Genomic DNA, 18064 nt, shown 5'->3' on the forward strand with positions numbered 1-18064 from the left:
ACATGACAACCCTCGACGCCCCACACCTGATCCGGTCCGTCCTCGTCGCCAACCGTGGTGAGATCGCTCGTCGCATCTTCGCCACCTGCCGGCGGGCGGGAATCGGTACCGTCGCCGTGTTTTCCGACGCCGACGCATCGAGCCCGCACGTCGCCGAGGCCGACGCCGCGGTCCGGTTGCCCGGCAACAGCCCCGCCGACACGTACCTGCGCGGCGACCTCGTCATCGAGGCTGCCCGCCGGGCCGGCGCCGACGCCATTCACCCGGGCTACGGGTTCCTCTCGGAGAATGCCGTTTTCGCGCGCGCCGTCCACGACGCGGGACTCACCTGGATCGGGCCACCCTCGCCCGCCATCGAGATGATGGGCTCGAAGGTGGAGTCCAAGAAGCTGATGGCCTCCGCCGGGGTCCCCGTCCTGGCCGAACTCGACCCCGACGCGGTCACCGAGGCCGATCTGCCCGTACTCGTCAAGGCGTCCGCGGGCGGCGGCGGGCGTGGTATGCGCGTCGTACGCGAGCTCGCGGACCTGGCGGAACAACTGGAAGGTGCACGCCGCGAAGCACAGTCGGCCTTCGGTGACCCGACGGTGTTCTGCGAGCGCTACCTGGAAACGGGCAGGCACATCGAAGTGCAGGTGATGGCCGACCGTCATGGAACGGTGTGGGCGGTGGGGGAGCGTGAATGCTCCATCCAGCGTCGTCACCAGAAAGTGATCGAAGAGGCGCCGTCCCCGTTGGTCGAGGCCACACCCGGGATGCGGGAGCGGCTTTTCGAGGCGGCCCGGCTCGCCGCGAAAGCCATCGACTACGAGGGTGCCGGCACGGTCGAATTTCTTGCCGATCAGGTGGGAGAGTTCTTCTTCCTCGAGATGAATACCCGCCTGCAGGTGGAGCATCCGGTCACCGAATGCACCACGGGGCTCGACCTCGTGGAACTGCAACTGCAGGTGGCGTCGGGTGTTCCTCTCGACGCGGAGCATCCCACCGTGTCGGGCCACTCCATCGAGGTTCGGCTGTACGCCGAGGATCCGGCTCTGAACTGGCAACCCCAGAGCGGCACCGTCCACCACTTCGACGTGCCGGGCACGACCACCGAGTTCGACGTTCTGCGCTCGCCCGGCGTCCGCCTCGATTCCGGTGTGGTCGACGGCTCGGTGGTGGGCGTGCACTACGACCCCATGCTCGCGAAGGTGATTTCGTTCGCGGCGACGCGGTCCCAGGCGGCTACCCGGCTGGCGTCGGCCCTCGGCCGTGCACAGATCCACGGGCTGCGCACCAACCGGGACCTGTTGGTCAATGTCCTCCGGCACCCGGCGTTCCTTGCCGGCGACACGGACACCGCCTTCCTCGCGACCCACGACCTCGAGGTGTTGTCGCGGCCGCTCGCGTCGGCCGACACCCACAGGTTGTCGGCGCTCGCCGCCGCACTGGCGGACGCGGCGCACAACCGCGAGGTCGCGGCGGTGAACGCCACGCTCCCCAGTGGGTGGAGGAACCTGCCGTCCGCTCCGCAAAGCAAGACGTTCACGACAGGTGACCGAGAGATCGAGGTCCGGTACCTGCTCGGCCGGTACGGGCTGAAGGCGGACGGCTTCGACGATGTCACCCTCGTCGCGGCGACCGCACGCAGGGTCGTGCTGGACGTTGCCGGGCTGCGCAGATCGTTCGAGGTGGCGCGCTACGGCGAAGACGTGTTCGTCGACTCCGCGCTCGGGCCGGTGAGCCTGCGCGCAGAGCCGCGATTCACCGATCCGAGCACCGTGGTGGCGGAGGGGTCCCTCCTCGCCCCGATGCCCGGTTCGGTCATCCGCCTCGGCGCCGAGGTCGGCGATTCCGTGACCGTCGGCCAGCCGATCGTGTGGCTCGAGGCGATGAAGATGGAACACACGATCAAGGCACCGGCATCCGGTGTGGTCACCGAACTGTCGGTGACCGTCGGTCAGCAGGTCGACGTGGGAACGGTACTGGCAGTAGTCGAAGCAGCGCAGGCTGAAGGAGAATCATGAGCTTCATCGAGACCGAAGAACAGAAAGAACTCCGTGCCTCCGTGTCGAGGCTCGGGGAGCGCTTCAACTACGTCGATTACGTGCTCCCTCGGGCGCGGCGCGGTGAACCACTGACGGAGTTGTGGAACGAGGCGGGCAAGCTCGGTTTCCTCGGCGTCAACCTCCCCGAGGAATACGGTGGCGGGGGAGCGGGCATCTACGAACTGGCGCTGGTCCAGGAAGAACTTGCCGCGCACGGTGCCGGGCTGCTGCTCGTGGTGGTGTCGCCCGCCATCTGCGGCACCATCATCGGCAAGTACGGCACCGAGGAGCAGAAGCAGAAGTGGCTCCCAGGACTCGCCGACGGGTCGAAGATCATGGCATTCGGCATCACCGAGGCCGATGCGGGTTCGAACTCGCACCAGATCACGACCACCGCGCGGCGGGACCGGTCGAGCGGAGCGAGGGATGATGATCAAGCCGAGGGCTGGGTGCTGTCGGGGAACAAGATCTACATTTCCGGGGTCGATCAGGCCGATGCCGTTCTGATCGTCGCGCGGACAGAGGACTCGAAGACCGGCAAGCTGAAGCCTGCGCTGTTCATCGTCCCCACCGACGCCGAGAATTTTGTCAAGACGCCGATGGAGATGGACATCGTCGAGCCCGACCACCAGTTCATGCTGTTCCTCGACAACGTGCGGCTTCCGGCGGACGCACTCGTCGGCGAGGCCGACGCCGCGTTGATGCAATTGTTCGCGGGCCTGAATCCCGAACGCATCCTGGGTGCGGCCATGGCCGTGGGCATGGGACGGTACGCGCTCGACGCGGCCGTGAAGTTTGCGAACGAGCGCACGGTATGGAAGACGCCGATCGGCGCCCACCAGGGGATCTCGCACCCGCTTGCTCAAATAAAGATCGAGCTCGAACTCGCCAAGCTGATGATGCAGAAGGCCGCGGTGCTCTACGACAGCGGCGACGACTTCGGTGCCGCGGAGGCCGCGAATATGGCCAAGTACGCCGCCGCAGAGGCGAGCATCAAAGCCCTCGACCAGGCCATCCAGACGCACGGTGGGGCAGGCCTGACCAAGGAATACGGCCTGGCAGCGATGCTCGGTGCGGCCCGCATCGCCCGGGTGGCGCCGGTCAGCCGGGAAATGGTCCTGAACTTCGTCTCCCAGCACTCGCTCGGGTTGCCGAAGTCGTACTGATGTCGAACGGACAGCACATGACCGAAGTACACGCCGACCGGTACGTCCGCTACGAGGTGAGTCGCGGGTTCGCCACTCTCACCCTGGACTCGCCGCACAACAGGAACGCGATCTCCGGGAGGCTGGTCGAGCAGCTCCTGCAGGGATTGCGGGACGCCGCTGCGGACAACGACGTCCGCGGCGTCGTTCTGACCCACACCGGTGGCACGTTCTGCGCCGGGGCCGATCTCAGTGAGACCGGTGGAGATGTCGGGTCCCGGACCCGTCAGATGGCGGAACTACTGCGCGCCATCGTCGAGCTGCCCAAACCGGTGGTGGCGCGGATCGACGGTCACGTCCGAGCGGGAGGCATGGGTTTGGTGGGTGCCTGCGACATCGCGGTCGCCGGACCTCGGAGCACCTTCGCCCTCACCGAGGTGCGACTGGGGCTCGCCGCCTCGATCATCTCGTTGACCGTCCTTCCCCGCATCGACGCACGCGCGGCAGGCCGGTACTTCCTCACGGGGGAGAAGTTCGGCGCGCACGAGGCCGAGGCGATCGGACTGATCAGTGAGTCGGCGCAGGACCCGGACGACACCGTCGAGGAAATTCTCGACCAGTTCCGGCAGGCGTCACCACAGGGGCTGGCGGAGAGCAAGGCCCTGATCACGAAGGCACTGCTCGCCGATTTCGACCGCTACGCCGACGAGCTGACAGCGCAGTCCGCGAGGCTCTTCGAGTCCGAGGAAGCCCGGGAAGGCATGATGGCGTTCCTGCAGAAGCGGCCGCCCACCTGGGCCTCCGGCCCCGTGCGCGGTTGACCGCGCACGGGCGAACAGCGCAACGAGAGGAAGTGACTGCATGACCCGCGAACCGAAGCAGGACCGTAGCCGGGTCACGCGTGAGCATCTGCTAGAGGTCACCATCGACTGCCTCGCCGAACTGGGGTGGGGCGCCACCACCGTCAGCCTGGTGGCGCAACGCGCCGGGGTGTCGCGTGGTGCCACTCAGCACCATTTCCCGACCCGGGAAGATCTGATCACCGCCGCCCTCGAGGTCATGTTCGACGCCCGGATGGAGCAGGCCCGGCGGGAGGCCACCGACCTGCCGTCGGGGGCGGGCCGCACCGAGGCCGTGGTGTCGCGGCTCGTCGACTACTACACGGGCACTCTCTTCAAAGCCGCCCTGCAGGTGTGGACCGCAGCCGCGGCCGACCCGGAGCTGCGGGCGCGGATCGTGCCGCTCGAAGAACGCTTCGGACGGGTCGCCCACCGCACCGCCGTCGAGCATTTCGGCTTCGACGACTCCGACCCGGTGGCACACCGCCTCGTGCAGGCCACTCTCGACCTGGCCCGCGGGCTCGGCCTCGCCGACGTTCTCACCGACGACTCGAAACGCCGCGCCGAGGTGGTTCGTCAATGGGCTGCGCAACTCGACGCCGCGCTCCCACGGGGCACTGACGGCGCCGAACGGACACTCGACGCGGTGGCAGTCGACTGAACCGGGCACACCCCGGCCGGATCGGTAGAGTCAGCGTTCATGGGCAGGAAATGGGGAGTGCTCGCCGCGGTCGGTGTCGTGGCTGCCCTGGCCGGCTGCGGGGGCGGCGACGACGCCGGGACCGATTCTGCCGCCCCACCCGCCACCGGGCAGATCACCGAACCGGGACCGTTCTTCGGTCAGTGTGGCTCCGTCACGGACGATGAAGTGTCGACGGCATTCGGTATGCCCTCCTTCACCGGCGTCACCCGCAACTCCGTCGGCTGTGAATGGGAAACCGCGGGAATCGGCGGGCCCAGCGTGACGTTCTCCTGGTACCGCGGCAGTCCGATCGGCCGCGAACGGGCGGGATCGGAACTGATCGGCCGACCGGCCACCGACATCGACGTCCAGGGAAACCCCGGCTTCATCGCCTCCTCGGAGGGGATCCTGTGCGAACTCGGTGTGGAGTTCGGCGGCGATTTCATTCACTGGTCGGTGATGTATGCCGACGCCCGGCCGGCCGCCGACCCCTGCAAGGTTGCGCGGGACCTCGCCGAACTCAGCGTGTCGAGGGCGAAGTGAGCGGGGGCCAGATGATGAGCGGAGGAGTGATGAGCGGCGGACGTCGCCGCGCGGCAGAGGTTACGGCCGCGATCGTGTCGGTGGCCGGGCTGATCGCGGGATGCGGGTCGTCGATCGACGGTTCGGCCCGACCCGAAGGTGCCTCTGTCACCGGTGACACGGAGAGGTTCACCGCCCTCCTCGAGGAGTGTGACGCAGTCACCGACGAGCAGATCGCCGAATCCGTCGCGGCCGACGCCATCGAGCGTGGCTTCTTCGGCGCGATCTGCCGCTGGGATGCCGTCGGCGCCAATGGTCCGGTGAAGATCACCTTCAACTGGTTCGAGACAGGGTCGCTCGACACCGAGAAGGAGACGGGCGAGGAGCTGGGCTACAAGGTGGAGGCGTCGACCATCCAGGGCCGCAGAGCCGTGGTGATGCGGCCACCGAACGATCCCGGAGCCTGCGGGGTGAGCGTGGGATCGCCGTCCTCGGGTGTGGTCGGCTGGTGGGTGCAGTTCACCGCTGCCGCGGCGGATCCGTGTGAGGCGGCGTCCACCCTCGCCGATCTGACGCTCAACCTGAGCAGCTAGTGTGCTGGCACTCGAACCGAAAGCCCTTCCTCTCACCTCACAGCCCTTACCACCGCCCGCCCGCTTTGACCTTCCGGCGCGCCGCCGGGTATCGTTGTGGGTCGTGTCCGGCATGCCCGGGCCGATCTGTGTGCCTAGCGAGGTATTGCCGTGCGCGCGTTCGTGCAGATTTGCTGCATGGAACGAGCATCCGGCTGCCTGTGTGGGGGTATGCGACACACCCGACCGTGGGGTGCGTGCACGTCACGCACCGTCGATCGAGTGCGGGGCAGTAGCTTCCTTGCCCCAACTGCTAGATCCCTAATTTCAGAACAGCCAAGGTTGCTTGTCCAGAGCAGTCTGTTCAACACGAAGAAAGCCGGTAAATGCCAACCATCAATCAGTTGGTCCGCAAGGGCCGCCGCGACAAGACCGCCAAGGTCAAGACGGCAGCTCTGAAGGGCAGCCCGCAGCGTCGTGGCGTGTGCACCCGCGTGTACACCACCACCCCGAAGAAGCCGAACTCGGCGCTCCGTAAGGTCGCGCGTGTGCGCTTGACCAGCTCCGTCGAGGTCACCGCTTACATCCCGGGTGAGGGCCACAACCTGCAGGAGCACTCCATGGTGCTCGTCCGCGGTGGTCGTGTGAAGGACCTCCCCGGTGTGCGCTACAAGATCATCCGCGGCTCCCTCGACACCCAGGGTGTCAAGGGCCGCAAGCAGGCACGCAGCCGCTACGGCGCCAAGAAGGAGAAGAGCTAATGCCACGTAAGGGCCCCGCTCCGAAGCGCCCGCTCATCAACGACCCGGTCTACGGTTCGCCCCTGGTGACGCAGCTCGTCAACAAGATCCTCCTGGACGGCAAGAAGTCCACCGCCGAGCGCATCGTCTACCAGGCGCTCGAGCAGGCACGCGAGAAGACCGGCACCGATCCGGTCGTCACCCTCAAGCGCGCTCTGGACAACGTCAAGCCTGCCCTCGAGGTTCGCAGCCGCCGTGTCGGTGGCGCCACCTACCAGGTGCCGGTCGAGGTCCGTCCGGGCCGTTCCACCACCCTCGCGCTCCGCTGGCTCGTGACCTTCTCGCGGCAGCGCCGTGAGAAGACGATGGTCGAGCGTCTCGCCAATGAGCTCCTCGACGCCAGCAACGGCCTCGGTGCCGCTGTGAAGCGCCGTGAGGACACTCACAAGATGGCTGAAGCCAACAAGGCATTCGCCCACTACCGCTGGTGACGTCACGTCGGAGCAGTCACCTCACCGTGACTGCTCCGGCGTCGTTGCTACGTCGGGCCCTACCCGGGCTCGGCTGATCTACAACTCGAGACAATGGCCCCGCTGGTGGAACACCGGGGAGGCCGACACCCGATACACGAGCTACGAGCGGGGAAGAATCCTGTGGCACAGGAAGTGCTGACCGACCTGAACAAGGTCCGCAACATCGGCATCATGGCGCACATCGATGCCGGCAAGACCACCACCACCGAGCGCATCCTGTTCTACACCGGTGTCAACTACAAGATCGGTGAGACGCACGACGGCGCGTCGACGACGGACTGGATGGAGCAGGAGAAGGAACGCGGCATCACGATCACCTCTGCCGCGGTGACCTGCTTCTGGAACAACAACCAGATCAACATCATCGACACCCCCGGTCACGTCGACTTCACCGTCGAGGTGGAGCGTTCGCTCCGCGTGCTCGACGGCGCTGTGGCCGTGTTCGACGGCAAGGAGGGCGTCGAGCCCCAGTCGGAGCAGGTGTGGCGTCAGGCCGCCAAGTACGACGTTCCGCGCATCTGTTTCGTCAACAAGATGGACAAGATGGGCGCGGACTTCTACTTCACGGTCCAGACCATCATCGACCGTCTCGGTGCCAAGCCTCTCGTCCTGCAGCTGCCGATCGGCGCCGAGGACGACTTCGACGGTGTTGTCGACCTGGTCGAGATGCGGGCCATCACCTGGCGCGGTGTCGTGCCGACCGGTGCCGAGCCCACTATCGAGGAGATCCCCGCGGATCTGGCCGACAAGGCCGCCGAGTACCGCGAGAAGCTGCTCGAGACCGTTGCCGAGTCCGACGAAGCTCTCATGGAGAAGTACTTCGCCGGCGAGGAGCTCTCCGTCGAGGAGATCAAGGCTGCCATCCGCAAGATGACGGTCGCGTCCGAGCTGTACCCGGTGCTGTGTGGTTCCGCGTTCAAGAACAAGGGCGTGCAGCCCATGCTCGACGCGGTCATCGACTACCTGCCGAACCCGCTGGACATCGGTGAGGTTCAGGGCCACGCGCTGGGCAACGAGGAGGAAGTTCTCACTCGTAAGCCGAGCAAGGACGAGCCGTTCTCGGCTCTGGCCTTCAAGATCGCAGCGCACCCGTTCTTCGGCAAGCTGACGTTCGTCCGCGTGTACTCCGGCCGGATCGATCCGGGCGCCCAGGTCATGAATGCGACCAAGGGGAAGAAGGAGCGCATCGGGAAGCTCTTCCAGATGCACGCCAACAAGGAGAACCCGGTCGACGAGGCCGTGGCCGGCCACATCTACGCGATGATCGGTCTGAAGGACACCACCACCGGTGACACCCTTTGCGATCAGAGCAGCCCCATCGTGCTCGAGTCCATGAGCTTCCCGGACCCGGTCATCCAGGTCTCGATCGAGCCCAAGACCAAGTCCGACCAGGAGAAGCTGGGCACCGCGATCCAGAAGCTCGCCGAAGAGGACCCCACGTTCTCCGTCGAGCTCGACGAGGAGACCGGCCAGACCGTCATCGGCGGTATGGGCGAGCTCCACCTCGACATCCTCGTCGACCGTATGCGTCGCGAGTTCAAGGTCGAGGCCAACGTCGGCAAGCCGCAGGTTGCCTACCGCGAGACCATCACCAAGAAGGTCGAGAAGCACGACTACACCCACAAGAAGCAGACGGGTGGATCGGGCCAGTTCGCCAAGGTGATCATCGCGCTGGAACCGTTCGTCGGCGAAGACGGCGCCACCTACGAGTTCGAGAACAAGGTCAGCGGTGGCCGCATCCCCCGCGAGTACATCCCCTCCGTGGATGCAGGCGCACAGGACGCGATGCAGTACGGCGTCCTGGCCGGATACCCGCTGGTCAACCTCAAGCTGTCGCTGCTCGACGGTGCATACCACGATGTCGACTCGTCTGAAATGGCATTCAAGGTTGCCGGTTCGCAGGCACTGAAGGAAGCCGCCCGCAAGGCCGGCCCGGTCATTCTCGAGCCGCTCATGGCTGTCGAGGTCACTACACCCGAGGAATACATGGGTGACGTGATCGGCGACCTGAACTCCCGCCGTGGCCAGATCCAGGCCATGGAGGAACGCAGTGGTGCCCGTGTCGTGAAGGCGCTGGTTCCGCTCTCGGAGATGTTCGGTTACATCGGTGATCTGCGGTCGAAGACCCAGGGCCGGGCGAACTTCTCCATGGTGTTCGATTCCTACGCAGAAGTTCCCGCGAACGTCTCGAAGGAAATCATCGCCAAGGCGACCGGCGAGTAACCTCGGTTAAGCCGGCCGAAAGCACGACCCAGTAATAACAACCGCACTGCTGCATACCGCAAGCATCAATCAGTCCAGGAGGACACACAGTGGCGAAGGCGAAGTTCGAGCGGACGAAGCCGCACGTGAACATCGGCACCATCGGTCACGTCGACCACGGCAAGACCACGCTGACCGCGGCCATCACCAAGGTTCTGCACGACGCGTACCCGGATCTCAACGAGGCCTCGGCCTTCGACGAGATCGACAAGGCTCCTGAGGAGAAGGCTCGCGGTATCACGATCAACATCTCGCATGTTGAGTACCAGACCGAGAAGCGCCACTACGCGCACGTCGACGCTCCCGGTCACGCCGACTACATCAAGAACATGATCACCGGTGCGGCGCAGATGGACGGTGCCATCCTCGTGGTCGCCGCCACCGACGGCCCGATGCCCCAGACGCGTGAGCACGTGCTGCTCGCCCGCCAGGTCGGCGTGCCCTACATCCTCGTCGCTCTCAACAAGGCCGACATGGTCGACGACGAAGAGATCATCGAGCTCGTCGAGATGGAGGTCCGTGAGCTCCTCGCTGCGCAGGAGTTCGACGAGGACGCTCCGGTGGTCAAGGTTTCCGCACTGAAGGCGCTCGAGGGCGACCCGGAGTGGACCAAGAACATCCTCGAGCTCATGGCTGCGGTCGACGAGTCCATCCCGGACCCGGTTCGCGAGACCGAGAAGCCCTTCCTCATGCCCGTCGAGGACGTCTTCACGATCACCGGTCGTGGCACCGTCGTCACCGGTCGTATCGAGCGTGGCGTGATCAACGTCAACGAGGACGTCGAGATCGTCGGCATCAAGGAAACCAAGACCAAGACCACGGTCACGGGTATCGAGATGTTCCGCAAGCTCCTCGACTCGGGCCAGGCCGGTGACAACGTCGGTCTGCTCGTGCGTGGTATCAAGCGCGAAGATGTCGAGCGTGGACAGGTTGTCGTCAAGCCCGGCACCACCACCCCGCACACCGAGTTCGAGGGCCAGGCGTACATCCTGTCCAAGGACGAGGGCGGCCGCCACACGCCGTTCTTCAACAACTACCGTCCGCAGTTCTACTTCCGTACCACGGACGTGACGGGCGTTGTGACGCTGCCCGAGGGCACCGAGATGGTCATGCCCGGTGACAACACCGAGATGTCCGTCAAGCTGATCCAGCCCGTCGCCATGGACGAGGGCCTGCGCTTCGCGATCCGCGAAGGCGGCCGCACCGTCGGCGCCGGCAAGGTCACGAAGATCAACAAGTAGGCACCCGCCTGCCTGTGATCGGCTGATCACGCTGCACTACACGCCAGTGGCGCTCATCCTCCGGGATGGGCGCCACTGGCGTTTTCTCGTCCGACCGCGTGGGGGTCAGCGGAAGCTCAGGGCGTCCCACTCGCGGATATCTCCCGGCAACGCGATGCCCTCGAGGACGAAGGGGTCGTTCGCGACGAACGCCTCAGCTCGCTCCCGGCTCGTGAAGATCGCCATCGACCCGTTGGTCACAGGGTCGTCGAACGGGCCGATACTCAGCAGACCCCCTCGAGCGGAGAACTCGTCGAGGTACGCCAGATGCCGCGGGTACACCTCGGGGATACGCGCTGCACTGTCCGGATCGGTCGCATAGAACACCACATATTCCATGAGCCCGAACGTACCGAGTACGTGCGGGTGCGCGGGTCAGCTCTCGGAATTTTGTGCGGGCTGATCGGCCCGATCGAGGTGCAGCAGGACCTGGGTGGCCACCTCGTTGTCACCGACCGTCGCCGCAACCCAGGCGGCGATGCGCTCCGATGTGCGGGTGAAGTCGGCGAGGTCGATCGTCGGATCAGCGGTCACGACGACGGACAAGGTGGGTAATCCGCGTTCGTTGACTGCCCGTGCACGGGTCTGCCGCACCCCCGGGTACCGCTCGAGCTCACTCGACACCCCGTTGGCGAGAGACCCGAGGTCCACGGTGACGAAGGTTCCGGAGTCGCGGTCCGGCACCGCAACGGGCGCGGTGCGTCGCCTGGTGAGATCGAGTGCCAACAGCACCGTTCCGAACAGCACACCCCCGACGACCGCCGCGGCGAGCGCCCACCCCCACCAGTCCTCCTCAGGCAACGAGGTGACCCGTGCGCGGTCGTAATGCGACACCCATTCCCGGACGATCGGTACGCCGAGGTCCCAGGCGACGGCGTAGGCGCCCACACCGAAGAGGATGAGGCCGACGACGAGGACGATCAGACGATTGACGGCGGCGGTGCGATGCGTCATGGCTTCACCTGCACTCGGAGTTCGGGGGCGGTACCGAGTAGTGACAGGGTCGGTTCCACCGCTTCGCGGACCGAGATGGCGACGTCACCGGCCGAGAACGCTTCGCTGCGCACCACTCGAACGGTGACGTGCCTGCGGTCGACCGTGGTGTGCGCGGACTGCACGCCGGGAGCGGTGCGGGCGTGACTGCTGCAATGGCGAGCGAGGTCGGTGGGTCGAAACCAGACGATCGGTGTGTCGCCGACTCGAAGTGGCAGATGTGTGCGTGGTCGGGGTTTGACAGCCGCGACGATGAAGACGACGCCGAGCACTATCGCGCTCACCGCGGCCGGGACTATCCACTCCGACCAGTGCAGTCGTCCCAGCCACTCCACGGTGTTCCGTATCCAGGGTGCATTCGCGAAAGTGCCTCGCATGATGAGCAGTTCGCGCGCCGAGACCAGTGCCAGGCCGAGGGCTGCGACGGCGATGATGATGGCGGCCGGTACCGCGGCCGGGGTGGCCCGCGGTGTGCGCGGTCGGAGCGGGACAATGGGCGCGTCCGGAGCGCGGGAGTCGTCGTCCTGGTAGGGCGTGTCCGGTGAACTGTCCTCGTCCGGCGCTGCCTCTGTTCCAGCGACCACGATGTTCAGTTCGCACACCGGCATCCCGGTCAGATCCTCGATGCGGCGGCTCACTTCCGAACGCAGCCGCCGGCTCAGGATGTCGAGACGGCACGGCCAGCGCATCGCGATGTACAGGTTGATGGCGACGGCATCGGCGCCCGTGGACACATCGGCGCGGGGGAGTTCGCGACCGGTGAGCCGGGACAGTCCGCCGGACTGCCGGACCACGCCGGGTACCTGCAGGGCTGCGGCGACGGCGATCTTCACGATGGCGCGCTCTTTGATGACCAACTCGCCGCGCAATCCGGACGCGTCGTAGTCGGCGGCCGCCTCGTCGACACCGGCAGCCGATCCGGAGGGGGAGGGTTCAGCCACGGCCACGGCTTCGGAGGATGGCGCCGAGGTCGAGGTGACCGTCCCGGTGTGCACCGACGGCCATTCCAACCGCGCCGAGAAGTACCGCGAAGACGAATCCGCTGAAGCCGCCGAGGATTCCGGCGATCGCGAGGAGTAACCCGACGACCAACCCTGTGACTGTACTGTTCATTGCGTGTGTCCTGTCTCGGTCAAGAGATCTTCGATGGTCACGTCTACGGGGACGTTCACCAGCGATTCGACGGCGGCCCGTACGTTTTCGGCGGTATCGACGACATTCGCCGGGTAGCGCACGGCTACGTGAACGGCGCACGACGACGGACCGATGGTCACCCCGGTGACACGACGGCCGGGCAGATAGGTCGCGATTTCCCCGAATTCGCCGCCGTGCAGGGCTGCGACGCCGGGAGTGGCGAGGACGGCGGCGGCGACCCGTTCCGACAAATCTTCGGTGCCGGTGTCCGGCAAGGGCGACCCGGTCACTGCACCCTCGGTTTGAGGTCCGACTCGGCCACGATATCGGGTTCCTCGAGCATGACATCGAAGACGGTGATGTTCACTTCCGTCACCTCGAGCCCGGTCATGCGCTCGACGGCGGCGATGACGTTGCGGCGGATTCCGACGGCGAGTTCGTGTAGTGCGACGCCGTATTCGGCCACGATGCCGATGTCGATGGCGGCCTGCTTTTCCCCGACCTCGACGGCGACCCCTTGGGCGTGATTGACCCGTGCGCCGGGGATCCGGTCACGGAGAGCGCCGACTGCGCGGGCGGTACCGCCACCCACGTCGTAGACGCCGTTGATCTCGCGAGTGGCGATGCCGGCAATCTTGGCGACCACGGCGTCGGCGATGATGGTCCGCCCCTGGGAGCTGACGAGTTCCGGCGTCGCTCCGGCACCGAACTGCACGCGGCTGCGCGCGCCTGAATCGCTGGTCATCGTGGATCCTTCCGAGTCGCCTGCCTTGTTCTCAACAGTAGTGATACCCGACCGTACGTGTGGCCCGACACAAGCTATGCGTCGATGGGAAGTCGCGAGCGCCGGTGGGCGAAAAATATCTGATATTGCTCCCGGGTAGCATTCGAGTGATCCAGGTAACAACACGCACTACCGAAGGACATCGATGGCTGACGTGCCCGCCGTGGACAGCGCTTCCCCGGAAAAGCCGACTCCGCCGGAAGAGGGCATAGGACAGGCGGCGCCCGGCGGGGAAGCTGCCCCGCCGTCGGCCGGGTGGAGGTCAGGGACGGCAATCGCCGGCGTGCTGTCGGTGGTGGCGCTGGTGCTGTTCGCCCTCAGCGGGTACTTCGCCTACTCGCACTGGCAGGCCGAGCGCGATGCCCGCGAGCGGTCGGAGATTCTGGACGCCGCCCGCCAAGGGGTCGTGAACTTGACGACCATGAACTTCGAGCGCGCCGACGAGGACGTGCAGCGAGTGCTCGACGGCGCTGCGGGAGAGTTCCGCGACGAGTTCGAGGCGCGCTCGAAGGACCTCGTCGCCGTCATGCAGGAAGCGCGGGTCCAGTCCGAAGGTGAGGTGCGGCAGGCCGCGATCGAATCGCAGAGCGGCGATTCCGCCGACGTCATAGTCGCGGTCGCACAGAAGGTTTCGAATGCCGGTGGCGCTGCGGAAGAACCGCGCGGACAGCGGATGCGGGTCACGGTGCAACTCGACGACGGCCGGTACAAGATCGTGAAGGCGGGGTTCGTGCAGTGAACGCAGAAGAGAAGGTGCGATGGTGGTCGCGGAACCCACGCAGGTTGGTCTCCGTCCTGGCTGCACTCACCGCGGTGGCGGCTGTGCTGGCCGCAACCCTCTACGTGACGACGTATCGAGCGGACCAGCGTGTCGATGACGACGTGCGTGCGGCGGTGACCGACACCGCGTCGCAGGGCGCGGTGGCCCTTCTGTCCTACACGCCGGACACCGTGGCGAGCGTCGTCGATACGGCCCGCGGTCGTCTGACAGGAGAGTTCCTCGACTATTACTCGAAGTTCACCACGGAGGTGGTGGTGCCGGCCGCGCAGGAGAGCCAGGTAGCCACCGAGGCGACGGTGGCGGCGGCCGGTTCCGTGGACGTACAGGCCGACACGGCGACAGTGCTCTTGTTCGTGAACCAGACGACGACGAGTGCCGCGGAACCCGAACCGGTTACAACGGCGACGAGTATCAACGTCGAACTCACGCGCTCCGGCGACAACTGGCTGATCTCCGGCTTCGATCCTGTCTAGTCGGCGCGAGTAGCGTGTGCGCGCATGAGCACTCTCCAAGAGGTCGGCGAACGCGCATCCTGGCGCTGCTGGCTGTGTGACGAACCGGTGGATCCCGACATGTCGGTCAACGATCCGCGCGGACCCAGTATCGACAGCGTTGTCACCGCGAAGAAGGCGAAGGCGAAGGGCGGCGCCGAACGCCTGGCGCACCGCGCGTGCAACACCAAGAAGGGCGCGGTCAAGCCGGTCGTGCCGTGGCCGGACCGGTTGTTCGTCGTCGATCCCGCACCGATCATCGGCGTGGTCGAGCAATTGAGCCGCAAAGGCGGACGTGTCGCGGTGGCGCGCTGCCCGGGAAAGTCGGATGCCGAAGAGGCGTCGGAGTGGCTGCTCGACCGGTTGTCCCGGTTGGCTCCGGACCTGCGGGTGGAGTCGCAGATTGACGCTGCGGGTGGTGCGTATCTGCTGGTCCTTCGTACCGCCTGACCCGTGAGTACTTGTTAACCGTGGCCGGTTAACAAGTACTCACGGGCGGGGAAGCCGCACGAGGGAGTAACGTCGGATCCAGAACATGAATCCGACCTCGAGTGCGAAGGAATCCCGATGAATCTGGCTTTGACCGACGAGGAGCTGGCGTTCCGTGACGAGATGCGAACGTTCTTCACCACGCAGATTCCGGCGGAGATCCGTGAGCGGTATGCGCGCGGAGAAGAGGTGGGGAGGGAGGGGTTCGTCGAGTCGCAGCGGATCCTGAATGCCAACGGGCTCGCGACGCCGCATTGGCCGGTGGAGTGGGGCGGCCGGGACTGGACGCCGGTGCAAAAGCACATCTGGTTGGAAGAGTTGCAGTTGGCGTCGGTGCCCGAGCCGCTCGCGTTCAATACCGGCATGGTCGGCCCAGTGATTGCGGCGTTCGGTTCACAGGAGCAGAAGGAAAAGTTCCTGCCGCCGACCGCGAATCTCGACATCTGGTGGTGTCAGGGGTTCTCCGAGCCCGAGGCCGGCTCGGACCTGGCGTCGCTGAAGACCCGCGCCTTCCGCGACGGCGACGAGTATGTGATCAACGGTCAGAAGACGTGGACCACGCTGGCGCAGCACGCGGATTGGATTTTCGTTCTCGCTCGCACCAATCCAGATGCGCTCAAGAAGCAGGCCGGTATCTCGTTCATCCTCGTCGACCTGAGTACGCCTGGGGTGACGGTGCGCCCGATCAAACTCATCGACGGCGGCCACGAAGTCAACGAGGTGTTTTTCGAGGACGTTCGGGTGCCGGCGGAGAATCTCGTGGGCGAAGAGAACCAGGGCTGGAGTTACGCGAAGTTCCTCCTCGGCAACGAGCGCACCGGGGTGACCCGGCTCGGATTTTCCAAGGTGCGTGTGGCGCAGGCGAAGAAACGCGCCGCCGAAATCGCGGTCGGGGACGGCACCTTGCTGGAGGATCCGCTGTTCGCCGCGCGAGTCGCGGAACTCGAGAACGAGATCATCGCGTTGGAGTTGACGCAGTTGCGGGTGGTGGCGAGTTCGGCCGACGGGAAGCCGAATCCGGCGTCGTCGTTGCTGAAGCTGCGGGGGTCCGAGCTGCAACAAGCCACGCTGGAGTTGTTGACCGATGTCGCGGGACCGGACTCGCTGCCCTTCGCGGCCGGTGAGGGTATTGCCTCGCCGCTTTGGGCGCAGCGGACGGCACCGACGTATCTGAACTACCGCAAGGTGTCCATCTACAGCGGATCGAGCGAAGTGCAGCGCAGCATCATCGCCTCCTCGATCCTCGGATTGTGAGGGGTGTGTCATGGATTTCGAACTGACCGACGAACAGAAACTGCTGCGTGACACCACCAGGGAACTGCTCGGCCGCAGCTACGACGCGGAGAAGCGTAATGCCGTCACCGACACCGAGCAGGGGTGGAGCCCGCAGGTGTGGAAGCAACTCGCCGAGGTGGGACTACTCGGTTTGAGCTTCGCCGAGGATGACGGCGGAATGGGCGCTGGTCCAGTCGAGGTGGCGTCGGTGATGACCGAAATCGGCCGCCGGCTCGCCCCGGAACCCGTCCTCGACGCGGTGCTCGTTCCGGGCGGGTTGATCGCTGCGGTAGGCAGCACGGAGCAGCGCCGCCGAATCCTGCCGGAGGTGTCGGAGGGCAACCTGTTGCTGGCGTTCGCCGATCGGGAACCGGGGGTGCGGTGGCCCTCCACCCGAGTCTCCACGACCGCGAAGCAGGACGGCGACTCCTGGACGGTGTCGGGGATCAAGAACCCTGTCCTGCACGGGGGAAGCGCGAACACGCTGGTCGTCACGGCGACACTCCCCGGTGGTGGGGTCGGGCTGTTCCTCGTCGACGCCGACGCTCACGGGCTTACCCGCACGGGTTACGCGACTCACGACGGACTGCGCGCCGCGCAGATCGAACTGTCGGATACTCCGGCGGAGCCGCTCGGTGAGGGCGGCGATGCGTCGTCGGCGATCGAGGGCGCGCAGATCCGGGCGCAGGCGGCGTTGTGCGCGGAGGCGGTCGGCGCGATGGAGGAAGCGTTGCGGTTGACGACCGAGTACCTGAAAACCCGCAAGCAGTTCGGTGTCCCGATCGCGAAATTCCAGACCCTGACACACCGGGCGGCGGATATGTATGTGCTGCTGGAACTGGCTCGCAGCATGAGCCTGTACGCGACGATGTCGCTGGCCGACGGAACCGTCGACCCGGTGGTCGCCTCTCGTGCGAAGCTGCAGATCGGGCGTTCGGCCCGCAAGATCGGGCAGGAAGCGATCCAGATGCACGGTGGCATCGGTATGACCGCGGAGTATCCGGTCGGGCACTACGTCAGCAGGCTCACCGCCATCGAACACACCCTCGGCGGCTCCGACGACCATCTCCGCGTCCTCGCGTCGGCGACCACCCAGGGGACCATCAGCATTATTTAAAAGCCCCTGTGAGTACTTATTAACCCCGGGCGGATAATAAGTACTCACAGGGGTTGGTCTCGGCTTGGTATCGAATTACGGCGTTTCCGACGTGTCGCGCGGGTGGTGGTGGTGTGACGCGGATAACGTTCTGCGCGCAACGCCAGAACTCACGGGGGACGTTCGTAATCTCGGTGAAGGAGTATTGCCATGGGGTCCGGTCCAGTCAAAGCGATCATGTGGAGCCTGCTTTTCGTGGGACTCGTCGGTGCGGGAGTCGGGATTTCCGAACTGCACGTTCAGTGGACGGTCGCGTCGCTGATCGTCGCTTCAGTCTCCGGTCTTGTCCTGCTCAGGATTCGCGCCGACGCGCACCCCGAACTGCACAGCGACCGCCGAATGGCCGCCGGCTAGACCCG

At 65.8% G+C, this 18064-nt stretch carries 22 protein-coding genes; 16 read left to right on the top strand and 6 right to left on the bottom strand.

All coding sequences use genetic code 11. The annotated features are described in order from the left end of the window. Window positions 1–2: 2 nt before the first annotated feature. The 10 genes from ACH49N_RS17815 (at window position 3) to tuf (ending at window position 10563) form a co-directional block, all read left to right on the top strand. Window positions 3–2006: a biotin carboxylase N-terminal domain-containing protein gene (locus ACH49N_RS17815; RefSeq protein ID WP_358273370.1), complete on the top strand. Its 2004-nt coding sequence runs from the start codon at window positions 3–5 to the stop codon at window positions 2004–2006. After that, the gene (locus ACH49N_RS17820) at window positions 2003–3193 is read left to right on the top strand and encodes an acyl-CoA dehydrogenase family protein (protein ID WP_358273369.1); all 1191 of its coding nucleotides are present in this window, start codon (window positions 2003–2005) and stop codon (window positions 3191–3193) included. Before ACH49N_RS17815 ends, ACH49N_RS17820 begins: the two co-directional genes overlap by 4 nt. After that, a complete protein-coding gene (locus ACH49N_RS17825; protein WP_358273367.1) occupies window positions 3193–3993 on the top strand; it encodes an enoyl-CoA hydratase family protein in 801 nt (266 codons plus the stop codon). Before ACH49N_RS17820 ends, ACH49N_RS17825 begins: the two co-directional genes overlap by 1 nt. Before the next feature lie 40 nt (window positions 3994–4033). Continuing rightward, window positions 4034–4672 carry a TetR/AcrR family transcriptional regulator gene (locus ACH49N_RS17830; RefSeq protein ID WP_159920443.1) on the top strand — a complete coding sequence of 213 codons (639 nt, stop codon included), beginning with the start codon at window positions 4034–4036 and terminating at the stop codon, window positions 4670–4672. A 39-nt stretch (window positions 4673–4711) separates the two neighbouring features. Then, entirely contained in the window at window positions 4712–5236 is a 525-nt protein-coding gene (locus tag ACH49N_RS17835; protein ID WP_358273365.1) for a DUF3558 domain-containing protein, read from the top strand. Between the two features lie 29 nt (window positions 5237–5265). Further along, a complete protein-coding gene (locus tag ACH49N_RS17840; protein WP_358273364.1) occupies window positions 5266–5808 on the top strand; it encodes a DUF3558 domain-containing protein in 543 nt (180 codons plus the stop codon). A gap of 365 nt (window positions 5809–6173) precedes the next feature. Beyond that, on the top strand, window positions 6174–6548 hold the full coding sequence (gene rpsL / locus ACH49N_RS17845) for a 30S ribosomal protein S12 (RefSeq protein WP_005252198.1): 375 nt from the start codon (window positions 6174–6176) through the stop codon (window positions 6546–6548). Next, window positions 6548–7018 carry a 30S ribosomal protein S7 gene (rpsG, locus tag ACH49N_RS17850; protein WP_072738343.1) on the top strand — a complete coding sequence of 157 codons (471 nt, stop codon included), beginning with the start codon at window positions 6548–6550 and terminating at the stop codon, window positions 7016–7018. The genes rpsL and rpsG overlap by 1 nt, the downstream gene beginning before the upstream one ends. Before the next feature lie 162 nt (window positions 7019–7180). Continuing rightward, entirely contained in the window at window positions 7181–9283 is a 2103-nt protein-coding gene (fusA, locus tag ACH49N_RS17855) for an elongation factor G (protein ID WP_109328039.1), read from the top strand. A gap of 89 nt (window positions 9284–9372) precedes the next feature. Continuing rightward, entirely contained in the window at window positions 9373–10563 is a 1191-nt protein-coding gene (gene tuf / locus ACH49N_RS17860; protein WP_109328041.1) for an elongation factor Tu, read from the top strand. 105 nt (window positions 10564–10668) lie between these two features. Here the strand turns inward: tuf and ACH49N_RS17865 are convergent, their stop codons facing one another. Genes ACH49N_RS17865 through ACH49N_RS17890 form a run of 6 tightly spaced genes read right to left on the bottom strand, consistent with a single transcriptional unit; the run spans window position 10669 to window position 13474 of the window. After that, a complete protein-coding gene (locus ACH49N_RS17865) occupies window positions 10669–10941 on the bottom strand; it encodes a YciI family protein (protein ID WP_358273361.1) in 273 nt (90 codons plus the stop codon). A gap of 36 nt (window positions 10942–10977) precedes the next feature. Beyond that, on the bottom strand, window positions 10978–11556 hold the full coding sequence (locus ACH49N_RS17870) for a hypothetical protein (RefSeq protein ID WP_358273359.1): 579 nt from the start codon (window positions 11554–11556) through the stop codon (window positions 10978–10980). Further along, window positions 11553–12536, bottom strand: a complete 984-nt coding sequence (locus tag ACH49N_RS17875; protein WP_397504738.1) for a DUF6286 domain-containing protein — start codon at window positions 12534–12536, stop codon at window positions 11553–11555. The genes ACH49N_RS17870 and ACH49N_RS17875 overlap by 4 nt, the downstream gene beginning before the upstream one ends. Then, the gene (locus ACH49N_RS17880; RefSeq protein WP_109328047.1) at window positions 12529–12708 is read right to left on the bottom strand and encodes a DUF2273 domain-containing protein; all 180 of its coding nucleotides are present in this window, start codon (window positions 12706–12708) and stop codon (window positions 12529–12531) included. Before ACH49N_RS17880 ends, ACH49N_RS17875 begins: the two co-directional genes overlap by 8 nt. Then, window positions 12705–13019 (bottom strand): hypothetical protein, encoded by a 315-nt coding sequence (locus ACH49N_RS17885; RefSeq protein ID WP_250772564.1) that lies wholly within the window; start codon window positions 13017–13019, stop codon window positions 12705–12707. The genes ACH49N_RS17880 and ACH49N_RS17885 overlap by 4 nt, the downstream gene beginning before the upstream one ends. Further along, window positions 13016–13474 carry an Asp23/Gls24 family envelope stress response protein gene (locus tag ACH49N_RS17890; protein WP_109328051.1) on the bottom strand — a complete coding sequence of 153 codons (459 nt, stop codon included), beginning with the start codon at window positions 13472–13474 and terminating at the stop codon, window positions 13016–13018. Before ACH49N_RS17890 ends, ACH49N_RS17885 begins: the two co-directional genes overlap by 4 nt. Window positions 13475–13658: 184 nt before the next feature. On the opposite strand from ACH49N_RS17890, the gene ACH49N_RS17895 reads away from it, so the two are divergent. The 6 genes from ACH49N_RS17895 to ACH49N_RS17920 all read left to right on the top strand — a co-directional run bounded on the left by ACH49N_RS17895 (window position 13659) and on the right by ACH49N_RS17920 (window position 18059). Continuing rightward, window positions 13659–14252: a hypothetical protein gene (locus ACH49N_RS17895; protein ID WP_358273357.1), complete on the top strand. Its 594-nt coding sequence runs from the start codon at window positions 13659–13661 to the stop codon at window positions 14250–14252. Next, complete coding sequence (locus ACH49N_RS17900) at window positions 14249–14767, top strand: twin-arginine translocation pathway signal (protein WP_358273356.1); 519 nt, start codon at window positions 14249–14251, stop codon at window positions 14765–14767. Before ACH49N_RS17895 ends, ACH49N_RS17900 begins: the two co-directional genes overlap by 4 nt. Before the next feature lie 24 nt (window positions 14768–14791). Beyond that, a complete protein-coding gene (locus ACH49N_RS17905) occupies window positions 14792–15235 on the top strand; it encodes a hypothetical protein (protein WP_201453529.1) in 444 nt (147 codons plus the stop codon). Window positions 15236–15352: 117 nt separating this feature from the next. Continuing rightward, window positions 15353–16528, top strand: coding sequence for an acyl-CoA dehydrogenase family protein (locus ACH49N_RS17910; protein WP_358273354.1), 1176 nt, complete (start codon window positions 15353–15355; stop codon window positions 16526–16528). Window positions 16529–16538: 10 nt separating this feature from the next. Then, entirely contained in the window at window positions 16539–17666 is a 1128-nt protein-coding gene (locus ACH49N_RS17915; RefSeq protein WP_159920457.1) for an acyl-CoA dehydrogenase family protein, read from the top strand. Window positions 17667–17855: 189 nt separating this feature from the next. Next, window positions 17856–18059, top strand: coding sequence for a hypothetical protein (locus tag ACH49N_RS17920; RefSeq protein ID WP_109328063.1), 204 nt, complete (start codon window positions 17856–17858; stop codon window positions 18057–18059). The last annotated feature ends 5 nt before the right edge of the window (window positions 18060–18064 follow it).

This window comes from Rhodococcus sp. NPDC019647 (assembly GCF_044389235.1).
In the GTDB taxonomy this organism is placed as follows: Bacteria; Actinomycetota; Actinomycetes; order Mycobacteriales; family Mycobacteriaceae; genus Rhodococcus_F; species Rhodococcus_F oxybenzonivorans.

Bases quoted from the DNA above. Each gene is read 5' to 3' on its own strand.
- ACH49N_RS17815 (WP_358273370.1), top strand. From the start codon at position 3: ATGACAACCCTCGACGCCCCACACCTGATCCGGTCCGTCCTCGTCGCC.
- ACH49N_RS17820 (WP_358273369.1), top strand. From the start codon at position 2,003: ATGAGCTTCATCGAGACCGAAGAACAGAAAGAACTCCGTGCCTCCGTG.
- ACH49N_RS17825 (WP_358273367.1), top strand. From the start codon at position 3,193: ATGTCGAACGGACAGCACATGACCGAAGTACACGCCGACCGGTACGTC.
- ACH49N_RS17830 (WP_159920443.1), top strand. From the start codon at position 4,034: ATGACCCGCGAACCGAAGCAGGACCGTAGCCGGGTCACGCGTGAGCAT.
- ACH49N_RS17835 (WP_358273365.1), top strand. From the start codon at position 4,712: ATGGGCAGGAAATGGGGAGTGCTCGCCGCGGTCGGTGTCGTGGCTGCC.
- ACH49N_RS17840 (WP_358273364.1), top strand. From the start codon at position 5,266: ATGAGCGGCGGACGTCGCCGCGCGGCAGAGGTTACGGCCGCGATCGTG.
- rpsL (WP_005252198.1), top strand. From the start codon at position 6,174: ATGCCAACCATCAATCAGTTGGTCCGCAAGGGCCGCCGCGACAAGACC.
- rpsG (WP_072738343.1), top strand. From the start codon at position 6,548: ATGCCACGTAAGGGCCCCGCTCCGAAGCGCCCGCTCATCAACGACCCG.
- ACH49N_RS17865 (WP_358273361.1), bottom strand. From the start codon at position 10,941: ATGGAATATGTGGTGTTCTATGCGACCGATCCGGACAGTGCAGCGCGT.
- ACH49N_RS17870 (WP_358273359.1), bottom strand. From the start codon at position 11,556: ATGACGCATCGCACCGCCGCCGTCAATCGTCTGATCGTCCTCGTCGTC.
- ACH49N_RS17880 (WP_109328047.1), bottom strand. From the start codon at position 12,708: ATGAACAGTACAGTCACAGGGTTGGTCGTCGGGTTACTCCTCGCGATC.
- ACH49N_RS17890 (WP_109328051.1), bottom strand. From the start codon at position 13,474: ATGACCAGCGATTCAGGCGCGCGCAGCCGCGTGCAGTTCGGTGCCGGA.
- ACH49N_RS17895 (WP_358273357.1), top strand. From the start codon at position 13,659: ATGGCTGACGTGCCCGCCGTGGACAGCGCTTCCCCGGAAAAGCCGACT.
- ACH49N_RS17905 (WP_201453529.1), top strand. From the start codon at position 14,792: ATGAGCACTCTCCAAGAGGTCGGCGAACGCGCATCCTGGCGCTGCTGG.
- ACH49N_RS17910 (WP_358273354.1), top strand. From the start codon at position 15,353: ATGAATCTGGCTTTGACCGACGAGGAGCTGGCGTTCCGTGACGAGATG.
- ACH49N_RS17915 (WP_159920457.1), top strand. From the start codon at position 16,539: ATGGATTTCGAACTGACCGACGAACAGAAACTGCTGCGTGACACCACC.
- ACH49N_RS17920 (WP_109328063.1), top strand. From the start codon at position 17,856: ATGGGGTCCGGTCCAGTCAAAGCGATCATGTGGAGCCTGCTTTTCGTG.